Source organism: Micromonospora lutea (genome assembly GCF_016863535.1).
GTDB classification, from domain to species: domain Bacteria; phylum Actinomycetota; class Actinomycetes; order Mycobacteriales; family Micromonosporaceae; genus Micromonospora; species Micromonospora lutea.
Genome location: NZ_BOPB01000009.1, coordinates 102,764 through 121,109, shown reverse-complemented (window position 1 = coordinate 121,109; position 18,346 = coordinate 102,764). Strand labels below are relative to the sequence as shown.

5 protein-coding genes (1 of these 5 only partly in view) are annotated in these 18,346 nt (G+C 72.2%); all 5 read right to left on the bottom strand.

Annotated elements, in window-relative coordinates; genetic code table 11:
• Tightly spaced (each overlapping or abutting the next), the 5 genes in view from Vlu01_RS08380 to Vlu01_RS08360 form a layout consistent with a single transcriptional unit that may run on beyond the window.
• Positions 1 to 30, bottom strand: partial view of a condensation domain-containing protein gene (locus Vlu01_RS08380; RefSeq protein WP_203996253.1) — the 5' end (the start) only. 1,764 nt of this gene lie to the left of the window's left edge; only the first 30 of its 1,794 coding nucleotides appear in the window; its start codon is at positions 28 to 30; its stop codon lies beyond the left edge, outside the window.
• Positions 23 to 6,604, bottom strand: coding sequence for a non-ribosomal peptide synthetase (locus Vlu01_RS08375; protein WP_203996250.1), 6,582 nt, complete (start codon positions 6,602 to 6,604; stop codon positions 23 to 25). Before Vlu01_RS08375 ends, Vlu01_RS08380 begins: the two co-directional genes overlap by 8 nt.
• Positions 6,601 to 9,804 carry a non-ribosomal peptide synthetase gene (locus Vlu01_RS08370; protein ID WP_203996242.1) on the bottom strand — a complete coding sequence of 1,068 codons (3,204 nt, stop codon included), beginning with the start codon at positions 9,802 to 9,804 and terminating at the stop codon, positions 6,601 to 6,603. The genes Vlu01_RS08375 and Vlu01_RS08370 overlap by 4 nt, the downstream gene beginning before the upstream one ends.
• The gene (locus Vlu01_RS08365; protein WP_203996241.1) at positions 9,801 to 15,089 is read right to left on the bottom strand and encodes an SDR family NAD(P)-dependent oxidoreductase; all 5,289 of its coding nucleotides are present in this window, start codon (positions 15,087 to 15,089) and stop codon (positions 9,801 to 9,803) included. The genes Vlu01_RS08370 and Vlu01_RS08365 overlap by 4 nt, the downstream gene beginning before the upstream one ends.
• Entirely contained in the window at positions 15,086 to 18,346 is a 3,261-nt protein-coding gene (locus Vlu01_RS08360) for a non-ribosomal peptide synthetase (protein ID WP_203996235.1), read from the bottom strand. Before Vlu01_RS08360 ends, Vlu01_RS08365 begins: the two co-directional genes overlap by 4 nt.

Genomic DNA, 18,346 nt, shown 5'->3' with positions numbered 1-18,346 from the left:
TCCCGCGACCCGGTCGTCGAACTCACCCATCGTCCCTCCTTGCTGGACCGGGCGCGGTGACGGCCGGCACCGGATCGCCTGGGTCGGCCGCGAGCAGCGACATTGCCCGCAGGTAGCAGCTCTCAATCAGGTTGGTCTCTTCCGAACCGAGTTGACCGGCATCGGCGTCGATCAGCAGGTGAAGGTCCCCGGACCAGGCGTCCACGTGAAAGTGGGCGGTCAGCGGCAGATAGGTCTGGTCGGGCGCGTACAGGTCCCGCACGGGCAGGCCGGTCCGCGTCTGCACCTGCTCGTACAGGTGGAAGTGGGTGAACACGAACAAGGTGTCGAACAGCGCCGCCGCACCGAATCGTCGCTGGGCCTCGACCAGCGGGAAACGTCGGTACGGCGCGAGGCGCGACTCGACGGCCCGCGCCCGCGCGACCAACTCGGCCCAGGAGCCGTCCGTACGCGTCCGCAGCGGCACGATGTTGTTGAAGACACCGATGACCCGGTCGCCACCGGCCACGGGAAGGCGTCCGTTGACCTCCAGCCCGGTCACGATCTCAGGCTGCTCGCAGAGTTCCCCCACCGCCCGCAGGTGCGCGGCCAGCAGCACGTGCTTGAGCCCCACGGCAAAACGCTCTGTCGCGGAACGCATCCCGGTGGCGATCGCGTCGTCGACCCGTACCACGCGGCGGGTGACTCCGGTGCGGCCGGTGGCACGCCGCATCGGCAGTCGTGTGGTCGGCGCGCCCGCCAGTTCGTCGCGCCAGAAGCGAAGCTGATCGGCATCGGCGACAGCGGCCCGCTCGGCACCGACGAAGTCCGCGTAGCTGGCCTCGGGTGGCGCGATGGCCGGCGGCCGGCCGCTCACCCGCGCCCCGTAGTCGGTGAGAAGCTCGGTCAGTACCGTCGCGGCGCACCATCCGTCGAGCGCGAAGCTGCTCACCGTGAGCCGGAAGCTCTCGTCGCCCACGTGGCCGGCGAAACGCACGAGCGGCCCCGAGGCGGTGTCGAACGGACGGAGCGCCTCCGCGCGCAGCCAGTCGCCCTCTGCGGCCCGTCGCAGCGACTCGCCGAAACCTCGCAGGTCGACGATCTCCAGGGCGGCCGGCAACCGGGCATGGACCAGTTGTGCCGGCTGGTCGTACGACGTGAGATCGAAGCTGGACCGAAGGTACGGGTGCCGGTCGACGATGGCGTCCACGGCGGCCGTCAGGGCTGTGGCGTCCAGCCGCACGGCCACCTCGACGCTGCTGACGTACACCTGGTAGGACGGATTGTGGCCCTGATGGAACAGCAGCGAACGCTGGGCCATGGAGATCGGGTACGCGTCGACCAGGCCCGGGCGGCCCGCGGCAGCCGGGCACAACGCGAACGGGGCGAGCCGTTCCACGGCGGGGGGGCTGTCGGTGCCGACGCGCGCGGCGAGCGCCCGAATGCTCGGGGCGCTCAGCACATCGCCGACGGTCAGCGCGAGACCGGCGGCACGGGCGGCACTCACCAGCCGCAGCGCGCGGATCGAGTCACCACCCAGCGCGAAGAAGTCGCGGTCCATGTCGACCTCGTCGAGCCCCAGGTGGGTGCCACAGAGACCGGCGATGCGGCGTTCGATGGGGGAACGCGGCGGGTCGGCGGACGCCACGGGTGGCGTGGGACGCTGGCGGGTCAAGGTGGCCACGTCGAGCTTGCCGCTGGCGGTGACCGGAAGCGCCGCCATGGAGTGAATGGTGGTGGGCACCATCGCCGCGGGCAGCAGCCCGCGCAGCCGCTCGCGCAGAGCTGCGGTGTCCACCGAGGCCGGGTCGCCGGCCACGGGGACAACGAACCCGAGGAGCACCGGCTGTCCCGCCCTCTCGTCGGTCACCACCGCGGTCGCAGCGGCGACGCCCGGCTGGGTCCGCAGCGTCTCGGTGACCTCGCCCAGCTCGATCCGGACCCCGCCGATCTTCACCTGCTGGTCGTCGCGGCCCAGGTAGACCAGGTTGCCCTCGACGTCCATCCGGGCCAGGTCACCGGTGTCGTAGAAGCGCGCGCCGACATCGGCGTCGGGCACCGGTACGAACCGCTGCGCGGTCAGGCCCGGCCTGCGGTGGTACCCGCGGGCGAGGCAGACGCCGCCCAGGTGGAGGCGGCCCGGCGCACGCGGCACGACGAGGGCCCGCTGGTCGTCCAGGACGCGGCACTCGACGTTCGCGATCGGTCGGCCGATCGGGGTCCTGGGTCGGGGTTCAGGAGTGCACCGCCAAGCGGTCACGTCGACGGCCGCCTCGGTGGGACCGTACAGGTTGTCCAGCAGGGCGGGCAGCGTCGCCATCGCCGCGTCGGCCAGCGGCACCGGCAGCTCCTCGCCACTGCACACGACCTGACGCAGCCAGGGTAGGTCCCGCGCCAGGGCAGGCCCGGTCTCGGCCAGTACGGACGCCAGCATGGTCGGAACGAAATGCACCGCCGCGATCCGCTCACGGGCAAGGACATCGAGCAGGTATCCGGCGTCCCGGTGCCCGCCCGGCTCCGCCAGGACGAGGCATCCGCCCGTGGTCAACGGCCAGAACAGCTCCCACAGCGACACGTCGAAGGTGAGCGCGGTCTTCTGCAGCACCCGTTCCCCGGGCGTCAGCCGGTAATGCTCCTGCATCCAGACGATGCGGTTGACGATTGCCTGGTGGGCGACGAGCACCCCCTTGGGTTTCCCGGTGGACCCGGAGGTGTAGAGCAGGTAGGCCGCCTGCGCCGGGTGTGCCGGCATCACCACGCCCGGCGTATCGAGATCGGCGGAGTCGGCGAGGGCCAGCGTGACGACACCGTCGTGGTCCGCGGCGGCGTCGGCGTCGGCGGCCAGCATCAGCCGGGCCCCGGAGTCACGCAGCATGCTCTCCTGGCGTGGGTTGGGCTCCGCCGGATCCAGCGGCAGCACCACGCCACCGGCGTAGAGCACGCCCAGGTACGCGACGACCATCGCAAGGCTGCGGTCCAGCCGTACCGCGACCACCTGCTCGGCCCGTACGCCACGCCCGCGCAGCCGGCGGGCAAGAGTCGCCGAGGCGCGGTGCAGGCCGGCGTAGGTCAGGTGCTCACCGCCCGGGGCGACCACCGCGACCGCGTCCGGGTCGCGGCGGGCCATGGCCGCCACGAGTTCGTGCAGGGCGGCGTCGCGTCCCTCGGTACGCCGGACTCCTCGGCCCGCGGTGAGCTGGCGGCCTCGCGCAGCAGGGTCGAGCGGGCTGGCCCGGCCGACCGGTGCGTGCGGAGCGTGCGTCATCTCCGCCAGCAGCTGGACGAACGCGTCGCCGAAGGCGGCGATGGTCGCCTCATGGAACAGGTCAGCCCGATATTCCCAGCTGCCGACGAGTTCGTCACCCACCTCCGCGACGCCCAGCAAGAGGTCGAGCTGCGCCCAGCGGCGGGCCACGGGCAGCGCATCGCCGGCCAGCCCGCCCACCTGGACCGGTGCGGGCACGCCGAGCGCCAGCGCCGTGAGCCCGTCGTCGACCGTACCGGCGCGGTACTCGCGGTGCATCACGAACATGCTCTGCACGAGCGCCGCGCGCCCGGGGTCGCGCCGGGTACCGCGGTCAGCGACGATCCGGGCGTACGGGTACCCGCTGTGTCCGATCGCGGCGAGCACCGCCTGGCGGGTGCGATGGAGCCGGTCGACCTGGGTCTCGCCGGGCAGGTAGCGGGAGCGGATCGGCAGGACGTCGACCAGGTACCCGATCGTCCCGGCGGTCGCCGGATCGGCGCGCCCGGCGGCAAGGGTGCCGACGACCAGATCCGGCTGGCCGGTCAACCGGTGCAGCAAAAGCTGGTACGCGCTGAGCAGCGTCGTGAACAGCGTGCAACCCTCCGTCCGGGCCAGGACCCGCAGCGCCTCGACCAGCGGTGCCGGAATCCGGAAGGTGTGCACCGCGCCGGCGAACCCGCGCCGGGCGGGGCGTGGCCGATCGACGGGCAGCTCCAGGAGGTCGGGAACGCCGTCGAGCGCTTCACGCCAGTACTGCCGGCGGGTCTCGCCCTCGGCACCGCTGACCAGCCGGCGTTCGGCCGCGACGAGATCCGCGTGGCGGGCCAGGGGTCCGCACCCGACCGACGTACCGGCACCGTCGAGCAGCGTGCCCAGTTCCCGCAGCAGCACCACGACGGACCAGAAGTCGGCGACGAGATGGTGGGCCACGAGCAGCAGGACCCGGCCACCCGCCCCCCGCTCCAGCAGGATCATTCGCACCGGCGGCTCGGTAGCGAGGTCGAACGGCTGGTCGGCGAGGTCGGCGAGCAGCCGGTCAACGCCATCGGCGGACAGTCCCGACACATCCAGGTGCGCGAGCACCGGCACCTCTTCGGCCGCCCGGCAGTACGGCTCGCCGTCGCGCTCCACGAATCGCATGCGCAACGCTTCGTGCCGCCCGGCCAGAAGAGCGAGAGCGTCGGCGAGCCGCCTCGAATCCACGTCGCCGCGCAGCCCGAACGCCCGGGCGAGGTGGTAGGCGGCCCCGGGGGCCAGTTGCTGCTCGAACCAGAGTGCTCGCTGCCGCTCGGTCAGTGGCTGCCAGCCGTCGGCGCACGTCAGCCCGGCCGGCTCCGCTGCATCCCGGTCGGGTGCGGATGCCGGCTGGGGTGTTGCCGGACGGGGCGTGCCGGAGAGCATCGCGAGCAGCACCTGGTCAGCGAGTTCGGCGACGCTGGCACCGCCGAGCAGCCGGCTCAGCCCGAGGTCGACGCCGTAGTCGACGGCAAGGGCATGCTGCAGTTCCAGGGTCTGCACGGAATTGGCACCCAGCTCGGCCAGCGAAACCGCGGCGGCGTCCGAACCCGGCCTCGCGTCGGGCAGGGCCGCCAGCATCGCGTCGGCGAGGCGCGCGGCACCTCGCTCCCGGCCGAGGCTGGTCAGCTCGGTAGCTGCGGGGAGCACCGCCGAGCCGGTCGGCCGGTCCAGGGTCAGCTCGGCGTACACGGGAAGGCGTCCGTCCAGGTACGCATCACGGCAGGTACGCCGGCGCAGCTTCCCACTCGTCGTCTTCGGCACTCCACCGCGGCGCAGGACCACCAGGGTGTGCGGCGCGATGCCATGCCGGCTCAGCAGCCGGGCACGTACCGCGTACCCCACCTCGGCGGCGCGAGCGTCCCGGCCGTAGGAACGCAGCTCGCAGCAGAGCACCACCCGCTCCTCGCCGCCGACCCGCACACCGAACGCCGCGACGGCGCCGGGACGCAGCGCCGCATGTGCGCCCTCGGCAATCTGCTCCAGGTCCTGGGGGTAGAAGTTCTGACCACGTACGACGATCATGTCCTTGACCCGGCCGGTGACGTACAGCTCGCCGTCGACGAGGCAGCCGAGGTCTCCCGTACGCAGGAATGTCCGGCCCGGGCTCTCGGCCAGGTGGCGGCCGAACACGTCCGCCGACTCCGTCGGCCGACGCCAGTATCCTGCTGCGACGCCGCCCCCGGACACCCAGATCTCCCCGGTCGCCCCATCCGGGCAGGCGCGGCCAGACTCCGTGTCGACCACCCGCACCTCGGTGTCGAGACCGGCCGGGCCGCAACTCACGAGCGCCACCTCGCGGTCGGCGGCCGTCGGCGGCGCGACGCGACCCTCGCCAAGAGCGTGGCGGTCGGCACGAACGACGCGCGGCGCTGCGTCCCGTCGCGCCCCGGTGACCAGCAAGGTCGCCTCCGCCAGGCCGAAGCACGGGAAGCTTGCCTCCGCCGCGAACCCGCACGGCGCGAAGGCCTCGGCGAACGCCCGCACGGTCGACTCGCGTACCGGCTCCGCAGCGTTGAACGCCACCCGCCAGCCGCTCAGGTCCAGCCCGTCACGTACCGCCTCCGCCGCGAAGGGCAGGCACATCTCGTAGGCGAAGTTGGGTCCGCCACTGGTGTGGGCACGGTACCGGGAGATCGCGGTCAGCCATCGCAGCGGTCGCTGCAGGAACCCCGTCGGCGGCATCAGCACGGAGAGCGCGCCGAGATAGAGCGGCTGCATGATGTTGGCGACCAGCCCCATGTCGTGGAACAGCGGCTGCCAGCCGACGAACGTCGAGTTCTCGTCGTGCCGGCACGCCGCGGCGATGAGTGCCTCGTTCGCCAGGATGTTGCCGTGGCTGACCATGACGCCGCGTGGGTCGCCCGTGGAGCCGGAGGTGTACTGCAGGAAGGCCAGATCCGCTCGGGCGAGCGCCGGGTCCCGCCAGTCGTCGGCAGCGGCGTCCGGCACCTCGGCGACGTCGATGCGAAGCAGCCCCGCCAACGCCACCGGCGTCTGTCCCGCCGAAGGTGCGAGCACCGCCGCCGGGGCGCAGTCACCGCGGATGGTCTCGATCCGGTGCCGGCTGCCCACGGCCTGCGGCAGATCCGCGGGCACCGCCACGGCACCCGCATAGAGGCAGCCGAGGAACGCCTGCACGTACTCGATGCCCGACGGATAGGCGATGAGCACCCGCTCGCCGGTGAGCCCTCGCTCCCGCAGCACCGCCGCAATGGCCCGGCTCCGGGTGTCGACGGTGCCGAAGTCGCAACGCGTCGACTCGGTCTCGCCGTCCTCGAGGTACACGTACGCCGGCCGGTCCGGGTGTCGGTGCGCGTGCTCGCGCGCCATGTCGACGATGTTCCTCGGCCGGTCGCTCATGTCTCTTCCCGCGCCAGTTCGGCGAGGGCGGCCCGGACGGCGGCGCTGTGTTGGTCGGCGCACAGCTCGTCGACAGTGGCTGCCAGCGAGGCGAGGTCGATCGCCTGGTAGATGCGGCGTACCGGCGGATCGACCTGAAACGTCTCCACGATGCGCGCATGCAGCTGGGTCACCACGAGCGAGTCCCCGCCGATGGCGAAGAGGTTGTCCCGCACGCCGATCGCGTCCGGGGACAGGTAGCCGAGCAACTCGGCCAGAATGTCCGCGAGGACCTTTTCGGTGGCGGTCCGTGCGGTGGCGTCGGCGGTCCTGTCCGGGGTCACCGGCGCGGCGGCGAGCGCCACACGGTCCACCTTGCCGTTACGGGTCAGGGGCAATGCCTTGATCAGGATCAGCCGGGACGGGACCATGTGCCGGGGCAGCCGTTGTGCCAGGAAAGCGCGCAGCTGATCCTCGGTGACGGTCGTGTCCGACGCCACCACGTAGCCGATGAGAAAACTGCGGTGCGCCGCGGTGCGCAGGACCACCGCGACCGCCGCCACATCGGGATGCGTACCGAGCACCGACTCGATCTCGGCCGGCTCGATCCGGTACCCGCGCAGCTTGACCTGGCTGTCGCGGCGGCCGAGGTACGCCGGCTCACCGTTGGGAAGGAGCCGGGCCACGTCACCGGAGCGGTACCGCCGCACGCCGGGAACGCCCGACCGGTCGTCCGGGAGGAACCGTAGGGCGGTGAGTCCGGGCCGGTCGAGGTACCCGCGCGCGACGCCGACGCCGCCGACGTACAACTCCCCTTGACCACCGGGCGGCACGGGCCGTCCGTCGGGGTCGAGCACCTCGACGGACTGCCCCGGGATGGCCCGTCCCAGCGGGCTCACCGGAACGTCCACGTCGGCGGCGTCGAGCGGACGTACCGTCGCGTGGACGGTGGTTTCGGTGATGCCGTACAGGTTCACCATCGTCGGCGCGTCGGCGTCCCTGGCCAGCCAGTCCTTGAGGCGCGCTACGTCACACGCCTCGCCTGCGAGCAGCACCATCCGCAGTGCGCCGGTCGAACCGGCCCGCCGGGCTATCGAGGAAAGCTGGTGGAACGCGTTCGGGGTCTGGCTCAATATGCTCACCCGCTCCTGCACGAGCAGCCGCCAGAGTTCGTCGGGGGTACGCGCGAGGCCGGTCGGCGCGATCAGCAGGCGGCCGCCGGTGAGCAGCGCGCCCCACATCTCGAACACCGAGACGTCGAAGCCGGGCGAATGCGTCAGCGACCAGGCATCCTCCGGACCCAGCTCCGGCAGGACCGTCCGCACCCCAGCGACGACGCCAGCCAGGTTCGCGTGGGTCACCACCACGCCCTTCGGCGCCCCGGTGCTACCCGACGTGTAGATCGTGTAGGCGACGTTGTCGGGACAGGCGCGGGGTGCACGGAGCACTGGCGGGGGCGGATCCGCGTCGACCGGTGCCCCCGCGTCGAGGTGCACCTGACCGATATCGGCACCGAGCAGCCCGGGGCGGGTCACCGCGAGTCGCACCCCGGCGTCGACGCAGATCCGGTCGCGGCGGGCCGGCGGATCGGCCGGATCCAGCGGCAGGTAGCCGGCACCCGCCCGCAGAATCCCCAGGGCACCCACCAGCAGGTCCAGCGACGGTTCGACGCAGAGCGCCACCAGGCTCTCCGGCCCGACACCGTGCGCCGACAGCACTGCGGCGAGGCGTCGCGCCCGCTGGTCGAGCGCCCGGTAGCTGAGCTGGCTCCCGTCGTGGCTGGCCGCGATCGCGTCGGGCTGCCGGGCAGCCACGGTCTCGACGAGCGTGTGCAGGCAGGCCGTCGGCGACGCGACGGGTGAGTGATCGGCGTGTACCGGGTTCGACGCCCGGCCGATGTCCCGCAGCGGTGTCTGCGGCGTGGCCGTACCGGCGGCGAGCGTCTCACGCATCACCGTGAGGACGTGCCCCGCGGTGGCGTGGGAGACCCGGCGGGGGTCGTACTCCAGCTCGACGTCGAACCCGCCGTCCCGCTCGTTGACCGTGGCGGCGAGCGCGAACTTCGGCCCGACCGGGATCATCGGGGCGGCGCGGGCCACCAGGCCGGAGAGTTCGATGTCCGGGCTGGGCGTGTTCTGCATGGTGAAGCTGATGACGAACATCGGGTTGTCGTGCGGGGTGCGTGCTGGCCGCAGCCGCTCGATGATGCGCTCGAGCGGCACGTCCTGGTTGTCGAGTGCCTCCATCAGAACGACGTGGGCGGCGCGGACGTTGTCCTCGAACGACCGGCGGCGCGCGTACTCCAAGCGGAGCGGCAGCATCGTGGCGAAGCAGCCGATGAGCTGCTCCAACTCCCGGCGGGGTCGTCCTGCGGCCGGCGTACCGACAACGAGGTCCGGCCGGTCGGACCCGCCGGCGACGGCCCAACCGAACGCGGTCACGAGAAGGGTGAAGGTGGTGGTACGCGCCGCCCGCGCACCGGCCCGCACCCGGGCCGCCAGCTCAGGTTCGATCCGCAGGTGCACGCTCCGCGTCGATGTCGGTGGGGCGTCGGGATCCAGGGCGCGCACGATGTCGACGTCCGACGTCGCACCGGACAGCCGGGCGGTCCAGCGCCCGAGCGACGCCTCACGCGACGCGGAGGCCGCGCTGGCCCGTTGCCAGGCGGCAAAGTCGGCGAACTGGACGGGCAGCGGCGCCAGCCCGTGCATCCGCCCCGCGCGGTACGCGGCATAGCACTCGCCCAGTTCTCTGAGGAGGATCCCGAGCGACCAGCCGTCGCTGGCGATGTGGTGCCGGGTGACCAGCAGACTGTGTCGGACCGGCGATTCCCGCACCAGCAGCACCCGCAGGACCGGCCCACGGGTGAGGTCGAACCGCCGCAGCGCCGCGACCTCGGAGAGCCGGTGGACCGCGTCGTGGCGGACCTCGGCCGGCAAGCCGGCCAGGTCCACCAACGGCAGCTCGACCGGGCCGGGGGAATCGGTCACCGGGTGAGGCCTACCGCGCCGCACGATGTAGCGGGTACGTAGCACGTCGTGCCGGCGGAACACCTCGGTGAGAGCCGCACGCAGCGCCACCGGGTCCAGCGCGCCCGCGATGTCGACACGCAGCGGAAGGTGGTACGCGGTGTCGTCGGGCGAGAGCGCCGCGTGCAGCCACATCCGTTCCTGGGCGGACGAGAGGACCTCCCCCGCCGCAGCGGGCACAACGCTCGTCAAGACGCCTCCTTCTCGCCGTCGGCCGTGGTGCGGGCACGGTCGACCGCTCTGGCGAGCCCTCTGACGGTCGGAGTGTCGAACACCACCCCCATCGACAGTTCCACGCCGTACTCGTCGCGGAGCATCGCCAACAGCCGCAACGCGATGAGCGAGTCGCCGCCCAGTTCGAAGAAGTCGTCGGTGGGGGCGATCTGCGGCACACCGAGCAGGTCGGTGAAGAAGCCGGCAAGGGTGCGCTCGGCCGGATCGGTCAACGTGTCGGCGGACGCGGGCCGGGCCGGCGGGGTGGGCGCGACCGCCCGCAGACCGCTCACCGCGGCCAGGTGGTCGGCGGTGCTGAACGAGGCGTGCCGGGCCAGCATCTCGTCGAGATCCTGGGTGGACACCACCACCCGTGGGCCGACCCCGTGGCCCACTATGCGTGCGAGCATCTCCACCCCCTCCGCGTGGCTGAGCCCGCCCAGCAGGTCATCGGTGGGACTCGGACCGTTGGTGTGGTAGCGCTCACCCAGCCGACGTTGCGCATCGGCTCCCATGCCGTCGTCAAGCCAGTCGCTCCAGTTGACGGCCACCGTCTCCGTACGGCCACGGGAGCGGCGGTACTCCGCGAAGGCGTCCACGAACTCGTTGCCCGCGAGGTAGCCGATCTCACCGAACTTGATCTTGTACAACACCGTACCGATCGACGAGCAGAGCACGAAGAAGTCGAGTCGGCGTTCGCCAAGGGCCTCATCGAGCACCAGCGGGCCGATGGTCTTCGCCCGGATCACGGCGTCGGTGTCGGCGGCGCTACGGCGCTGGATCATGCCGGCCGTGTCCGTCACTCCGGCGGCGTGCACGACCCCGGTGAGCGGCCCGTAACGGTCCTCCGCGGCGGTGATGACCGCGCGCATGCGCGCCGCGTCGGTCACGTCCGCCCGGACCACCTCGACCCGCGCCCCGGCTGCCCGCAAGACGCGCAACCGGCGTACCGCACGCGCCGTAGCGTTGTCACCGGAGTCGTAGGTGTCCCAGGTGTGGGCGGCGGGGAAGTCGCGTCGGCTGGTCAGCACCACGCTCGAAGACGCCGTGCCGAGCCACTCGGCGATGCTCAGACCCAGACCGCCGAGGCCGCCGCAGACGAGGTAGACCCCGCCGGTCCGCGGCGCGACCACGGGCGTGGTCGCCGGCCCCAGCGGCTCGGCCAGGTACTGCGGTACGAAGCGGCGGCGACCGCGGTATCCGACGATCGTGGATTCGTCGGCGGCCATCAACTCGTCGACGACCCGGTCCGCCAGATACGGCAGCACGGAGACGTCGTCGATGTCCATCGCCGTGCAGGACAGCCAGGGGTACTCCCGAGGTATCACCTTGGCGGCGGCCGCGACGGTGGCGTGCTCCGGGTGCCGCACCTCGTCGCCGAGGACCGCCTGGGTGCCGACGGTGACGGCGATCAAGCGCACCGGGTCACCCGTTGCGACGGTGTCGAGTGCCCGAGCGAGGTCGAGCAGGCTGTGCAGCCCGAACCGCTGGCTGTCGGGCAGTGCCTCAGCAGTGACCGGGCCCCGGCGGGACCAGGAGTCTTCCGCGGCCCAGAGGTGCACCACCAGGCGTACCGGCCCATCCGCCTCGGCGAGACGCCGCATGAGCGTGGTGTGGCTCGCCTCCGGTGTCGGCCCGGCTGCGACGGTGACCACCCGTAGCCCACGGGCGGCGAGCCGCTCGCGCACCAGCGCGCCCAACTCGACGTCGGCGTTGCCCGGCACCCCCGAGAAGAGCAGGCAGATCCCGTCGGTTCCGCTCGCTGCCGGGGCCACCGATGGCCCGTGCCGCCACCCGGGAACGTAGGACCACGTGGCAAGGTCGGCCCGCTTGGCCGGCCAGGCGGGAGCGCTCGGCGCACGTGGCGTGCCGGCGAGCCGCCCCGGCTCCTGCGCCAGCAGCAGCGCGGCATCGCGCGGCCCGTGCGTCGGGACGAGCACCTCGTACCCGTCGAAGCCGCTCTCCCCCAACAGAGCACGCCAGTTGTCGGCGCTCAGCAAGGGGTTGTGGTGGCACGCGTCACCGTATTCCGACCGTCCCGGGGACAGCCCCCACACCAGGGTCGTCCAACGGTCGGTGGCGGTGGTTTCGATCAGCGCGAGGAGTCCGCCGGGGGCGAGAACCGACCGCAGGCCGGCGATGCACTCCCGCAGGTCGGGTACGGCATGCAGCACGTCCAAACCGCAGATCAGGTCGTACCGGTGGCCGCCGAACCCTTGGGCCGCAGGATCCGCCGTGATGTCGAGGACGTCGGCCCGCACCCAGTCCCACCCGCGCTCCCGGGCAAGGGTGGCGAGCCGGGACACGGACGCCCGGGAGATGTCCGTGGCGTGGTAGATCAGCTTGCCCGCGCCGTGCCCGGCGGCGAGCACGCTGGTGAGGCCGCCGAGGCCGGCGCCCACCTCGAGGACACGCACCGGCCGGTCCAACCGGGACACCAGATCGTCCAGGAGTGTGCCCAGCGTTGCGGCCAGCCCTGGCGCGGCGCGGTGTGCCACGGTGTACCGCGAGAGGCCGCGTTCCGGTAGATCGCTGTCCCCCTCCGGGCACAGCAGGCGCCGCGCCTCGCCCGGTTCACGCAGGGCGCGAGGGTAGCCCCGGGCACAGTGCAGCAGCAGGTGGACCAGCCCGGCGAACTCCGGATGGTCGAGCGTGAGCTTTCGGCCGGCGGCAACCACCTCCTCGTCGCCGGTCGCGGTCCCGTCCAGCAGGGACGTGAACCGCAGCCGGTCGCCGTCGCGGACCACGTAGCCGTCGGCGAGCAACATCGTCAGCATCGCGTCGAGGAGCCGGCGCAGGGCCGGGAGCACGCCGAGGCGTCGCGGCAACTCGGCGGCATCGTGGGTGGTACCCGCCCGCACGTCCAGCCCGACGCGACGCAGGCTCCAGAGCGCCAACTGCGCGCAGAACCTGTCGAGATCCTCGCGCAGGCCCGGGTAGTCATCGATGCCTGGCGGCTCGCCGCGCTGTCGCGCCACCTCGCGCCGCAGCGGCCCGCCCAGCTCCACCAGGTCGGCGAAGGGCACCGGCCGGGCCGGCGGGTCGACCCAGTACCGACGCCGCTGCAGTCGGCGGCTCGGAACGGGAACGCGGCGGGTGCGCTGAGCCCGATGCAGCTCTGCCCAGTCCACGTCCACCCCGGTGACCCAGAGCCGGGCAAGTGCACCGGTGAGCGGCATCGTCGGCCGGTCGTCTGCGGGTCCGGCGCCGATCATGTCCACTATCGACTGCTCATCGGAGCACTCGCGACGTAACGCATCGACGAGTTCCGAGTCACCCAGCACCACCACGACGGATGGCTGACCGTTCAGGTGACCGCCGACCTCGCGGGCCAGCCGTCCGGGGTCCGTGGCGACCGTCCCGTCGTCGCGCAGCACCAGGCGTACTGCCTCAGCTGTCGTCAGCGCACCTGTCAAGGTCTGAGCCGCAAGCAGCTCCGGGCCCGCCGCCACGGTCGCCGTGGGACGTACGCCCCAGGCCCGCAACGTCCGCCCGTACGCGTAGCCGTGGGCGTAGCGCCGCGCGGCATGCCCCTCGGCTGCGCCGGGCAGGTCGAAGCCGGCGGCCGCGAATGCCGCCACGCACTCCTGCCAGTACTCGTGCGGCGTCACCTCGACGGCGGCTACGGACTCGAGGTCCGGCGTCATGGACAGATCGCCGAGCAGGAGGATCACCTGACGCGCAGTGGCTGGCGCCACCGTGTCCGAGGGCGCGCTGAGCGCGGCGACCGCCCCGGCCAGGTCTGCGGCCAGCACCGCCCGGCGGTACGGCAACGCCCGCCGTCCGGCGAGTGTCCCGGCGACGTCCGCGAGGTCGCTGTCGGGGTGCTCACGCAGGTGGTCGGCCAGGTCCCGGGCGGTGGCGGTGAGCGTGTCGGTGTCCGTGGCCGAGAGGGTGAGCACCTGCCCGGCGCGCAGCCGCCGGTCCCGGGGCACGGGCACGGGTGGTTCCTCAAGCACGACGTGCGCGTTCGTCCCGCCCATGCCGAACGAGCTGACCCCGGCCCTGCGCGGTTGGTCGGAGACCGGCCATCCGACCGTCGTCGGTGGCACGAAGAACGGGGTTCGCGGCAGGCCGAGTGCCGCGTTCGGCTCCTCGACGTGCAGACTGGCTGGTATCACTCCGGTGCGGACCGACATTGCCGCCTTGACCAGGCCAGCGATGCCCGCGGCCGCGTCAAGGTGACCGATGTTGCTCTTGACCGAGCCCAACGCGCAGTACCCCTGCCGCGCGGTACCCACCTGGAACGCCTGGGTGAGCGCCTCGACCTCAACCGGGTCGCCGAGCCGGGTACCGGTGCCGTGCGCCTCGACCAGGCCGATGCTGTCGGCCGACACCCCCGCGACCGCGTGCGCCTCGATGATCGCGTCGCGTTGGCCGCGAACCCCTGGCGCGGTGTACCCGACCTTGTCGCCGCCGTCATTGTTGACCGCCGAACCGAGCAGCAGGGCCACCACGTGATCGCCGTCGCGTTGTGCGTCGGCGAGACGCTTGAGCAGCACCATGCCGGCACCGCTGCCGCCCACGGTCCCGTTCGCGGCGACGTCGAACGCGGCGCAGCGCCCGTCCGGGGAGTAGATGCCGTTCTCGTCGTTGAGATAGCCGTACTGCTGGGGCACGTGCACGCAGACACCGCCGGCCAGCGCGAGGTCGCATTCCTGTGCCCACAGGCTACGGGCGGCCACGTGCACGGCGACCAGCGACGACGAGCAGGCCGAGCCGATCGCGTAACTGGGCCCGGTCAGTCCGAGCCGGTACGAGATGGTGGACGGAACGAAGTCCTTGTCGTTGTGCAGCAGCAGGTTGAGTCCGTCGCGCCGCTGCGCCTCGCGGTGCCGCCCCGGGTCCTGGCCCAGCAGGTTACGGACCAGATAGGTGCTGAACGCCGTGGCGACGAAGACGCCGGTCGGAGCGTCGAGGGTGGCCGGGTCGTAGCCAACCGCGTCGATGGCCTCCCAAGCCAGTTCAAGGCAGATGCGGTGCTGTGGGTCCATGATCTCCGCCTGGTGAGGCGGGTAACCGAAGAACTCGGCGGCGAACAGCTCGGGGTCGTCGAGGCGGCCCTCGGCGCCGACGAAGCGCGGATGCAGCGCGTGCTCCGGGTCGTGGTCGCGCAGCAGCAGATCGGCCGGGCTGAAGCGGTCGATCGAGTCGACCTCCGCGCAGAGGTTTGCCCAGAACTGGTCCACACTGTCGGCGCCAGGAAAGCGGCCCGCCATCGAGATGATCGCGATCGGCTCCGGCGCGTCGTCAAGCTCCGTCATCCGCGTGCCGCCCCTCGTGCGCGCCCGGATCGGCCGGCGGCGAGCGCCCCGCGCCGACGCCCCGCCCGAGCCAGCACGTCCGCCCCCGTGCCGACGTTCTCGGCCAGGACAGCGTCACGCTCCGCGAGGTAGCGGGCCAACGCCGCGATGGTGGGATAGCTGAACAACTCGCGGACGGTCAGGTCGACGGCCAGTTCGGCGACGAGGGCCTGATGCAGGCGCAGGAGCGCCATCGAGTTGCCGCCCGCCTCGAAGAATCCGACATCGACGCCGACCGCGGCCCGTCCCAGGACGCCACTCCACAGCTCGACGAGGCGCCGCTCCAGATCGGTGCGGGGTGGCGTGCCGGCCATGGCCGGCAGGACGATCAGGGCCGCCCGGCGGTCCAGCTCGCGCAGGTCCGCCTTACCGTTCGTCGTGCTCGGCAGGGCGGGGAGCATCTCGATGGCTGCCGGCACCAGGTAACTGGGCAGCCGTGTGCTCAGCGCCGCACGCAGCGTCTCTGGGGTGACGGCCGTCGCCGCGTGCGGATCGGCGACGACGAACGCGACCAGGTGGTCGTGACGTGGCACGACGGCGCCGTCGAGCACCCCTGGCTGCTGCCGGATCAGCTCGCTGACCTCGCCGGGCTCGACCCGCCGGCCCAGGATCTTAAGCTGGCGGTCCCGTCGCCCGTGCAGGTGGACAGCGCCGTCGGAGGCTCGGTGCCCGAAGTCGCCGGTGCGGTACAGACGCGCGCCCCCGGTCGAGCGCGGCGCCGGCACGAAGCTCATCGCGGTCAGTGTCGGCTGCCGCAGGTATCCGCGAGCGAGACAGTCTCCGCCGAGGAACACCTCACCGACTGCGGCGGGAGGCACCGGCCGGTAGGAGCTGTCCAGGATCCGGCACTCGGTGTTGCTGATGGGATGACCGATCGAGACCGGGTTCCCCGGATCGCACCGCGAGGTCAGGACCTCAACCGACGCCTCCGTCGGCCCGTAGAAGTTGTGGATCTCCACGTCGAGGGTCGAGTGCGTACGGTCCACCAACGCGGCCGGTAGGGCCTCCCCGCTGCACACCACCAGCCGCAGCTCGGGCAGGCGTCGGCCGGTCGCCTCGACCTCGGACAGGAACGGACCCAACATGGACGGTACGAAGTGACAGAAGACCACCCGTTCCTGCGCAACGAGGTCGACGAGGTATCGCGGATCGCGCTCGCCGCCCGCCTCGACGAGCACCGCAGTGCCGCCGGCGACCAGCGGCCGGAACAGCTCGGCGATGGAGACGTCGAAGGTGATCGGCGTCTTGACGACGCACCGTTCACCCGTGGCGAGCGGGAAGTTCTCACGCATCCACAACAAGCGGTTGACGATGCCCCGGTGCGGGACGACGACACCCTTCGGTTCGCCACTGGAACCCGAGGTGAAGAGCACGTACGCGGCCTGTGCGGGGTGAACCTCGGCCGGACATCCGGCCACGGGCCGCGCCGGCTGCGCCCGCAGATGGTCGTTGACGTCCACCGCGTCGAGTCCCCACCGCCGGCACCGGTCGAGCTGGTCGCCGCCAGTGACCACCAGCGGCGCCCCGCTCTCTCGCAGCCGGACGGCCAGGCGCCCGTCGGGATCCTCCGGCTCGAGCGGCATGACCGCGCCACCGGCGAAAAGTACCCCGAGGTACGCCACCGCGAGCCCGATCCCCCGCTCCAACAGCACCGCGATCGGTCGGTCCACCGTGACTCCCTGGTCACGCAGCACCGCCGCGAGGGACGTCGCGGCCCGGTACAGGGCCCGGTAACTCACGGCGTGGCGATCACCGTCCGGACCCCCGGCGAGCAATGCCACCGCGTCCGGCGTCAGCCGGTACGCCTCGGCGAACAGGCCGTGCATGCTCGCGCCGGGCGGCCGCGGCACGATCGGACCTCGGCCACGACGCAGGGTGTCACTGGTCTCGGTCGCGTCCATCAGGTCGATGGCGTCCACCGCGGTTGCCGGCCGGTCGACGAAGCCGCGCAGCAGCGTCCGCAGGTGCCGACCGAAGGCCGCCAGTTCCTCCGGCGTCACTACCCGGTGGTCGGCCTCAAGGAGAACCGCGACACCGGCCGTCGACACCGTCGCCGTCAGCGTCAGCCCGTACTTCGCCGTGGCGGCCGGCACGGGAACCAGTTCGGTAGCGACTCCGGCCAGGGCCGGCGTCGGCGCCTCGGTCTGGTGCGCGACCAGGACCTGGAACAGCGGGCTCGCGTCGGCCGCTCGGGTACTACCCAGGGCGTCGAGAATCCGGTCAAGCGGAACGTGTCGATGGTCGAGCGCATCGAGCACGCGGTCGCGCGCCTGGCGGAGCACGTCACGGAACGTAGCCCCGCGCGGCAGACGTACCCGCAACGGCACCACGTTGACCAGCAGCCCCACCACGTCCAGTTCGTCGGCGTCGCTGCGCAACGACACCGGCGCGCCGACCACGATGTCCCGCTGGCCGCTGTACCGGCCGATCAGGCACGCGCTGGCGGCCAGTAGCGCCATGAAGACACTCGCGCCCTCCTCGGCGCAGAGACCCGCGAGCGCCGCCAGTTCGGTGTCACCCACCGTCACCGCGTACCGGACCGGGCGGCTGCCAGCTCCGTACATGACCGACCCGGCCGGCGCAGGGAAGGGGGTACTGCTGGGGGGCGCGTCGGCAAGCTGCGCCCGCCAGTACTCGACGCTGTCGACGAGCCCGGCACCGTCGGGCTGCCACATACGTGACACCGCCTGCGCGTCCCGCCGCTGACGAGCTCCGGTCACGGCGTCGCCGGCGACGTACGCCGCGTACAGCTCCGTCAGCTCGGCGCACACCACCGCAAGTGAAGTGCGGTCGAAGATGATGTGGTGTGCGTCGAAGACCAGGAGGTGCCGGTCTGCGGCGAGGCGGAGCAGCAGCCACCGCACCAGCGGGCCGCGTACCAGGTCGAAGGGCACGGCGGCGAGCCGCTCCGCCGCTTGCCGCGCCGCAGGCTCGCGGTCGGCTGCGGGCAGGCCGGTCAGGTCCACCAGGCGCAGCGGTGCTGGCACGGCGGCGAATGTCTGCGACAGCTCGCCGCAGTCGCGGATGACCGCGCGCAACGTGTCGTGACGCAGCCCGACGGCGGCGATCGCCGCACCCAGGGCAGCCGGCGACAGTGGGCCGGTCAGCGCGATAGCGGTACAGGTGTTGTATGCCGTGTCGCCCGGAGCGAGCAGGTGCAGATACCACAGCCCTCGCTGCCCCGCAGTGAGGGTGATGGTGTCACCGGCCCGGGTCAT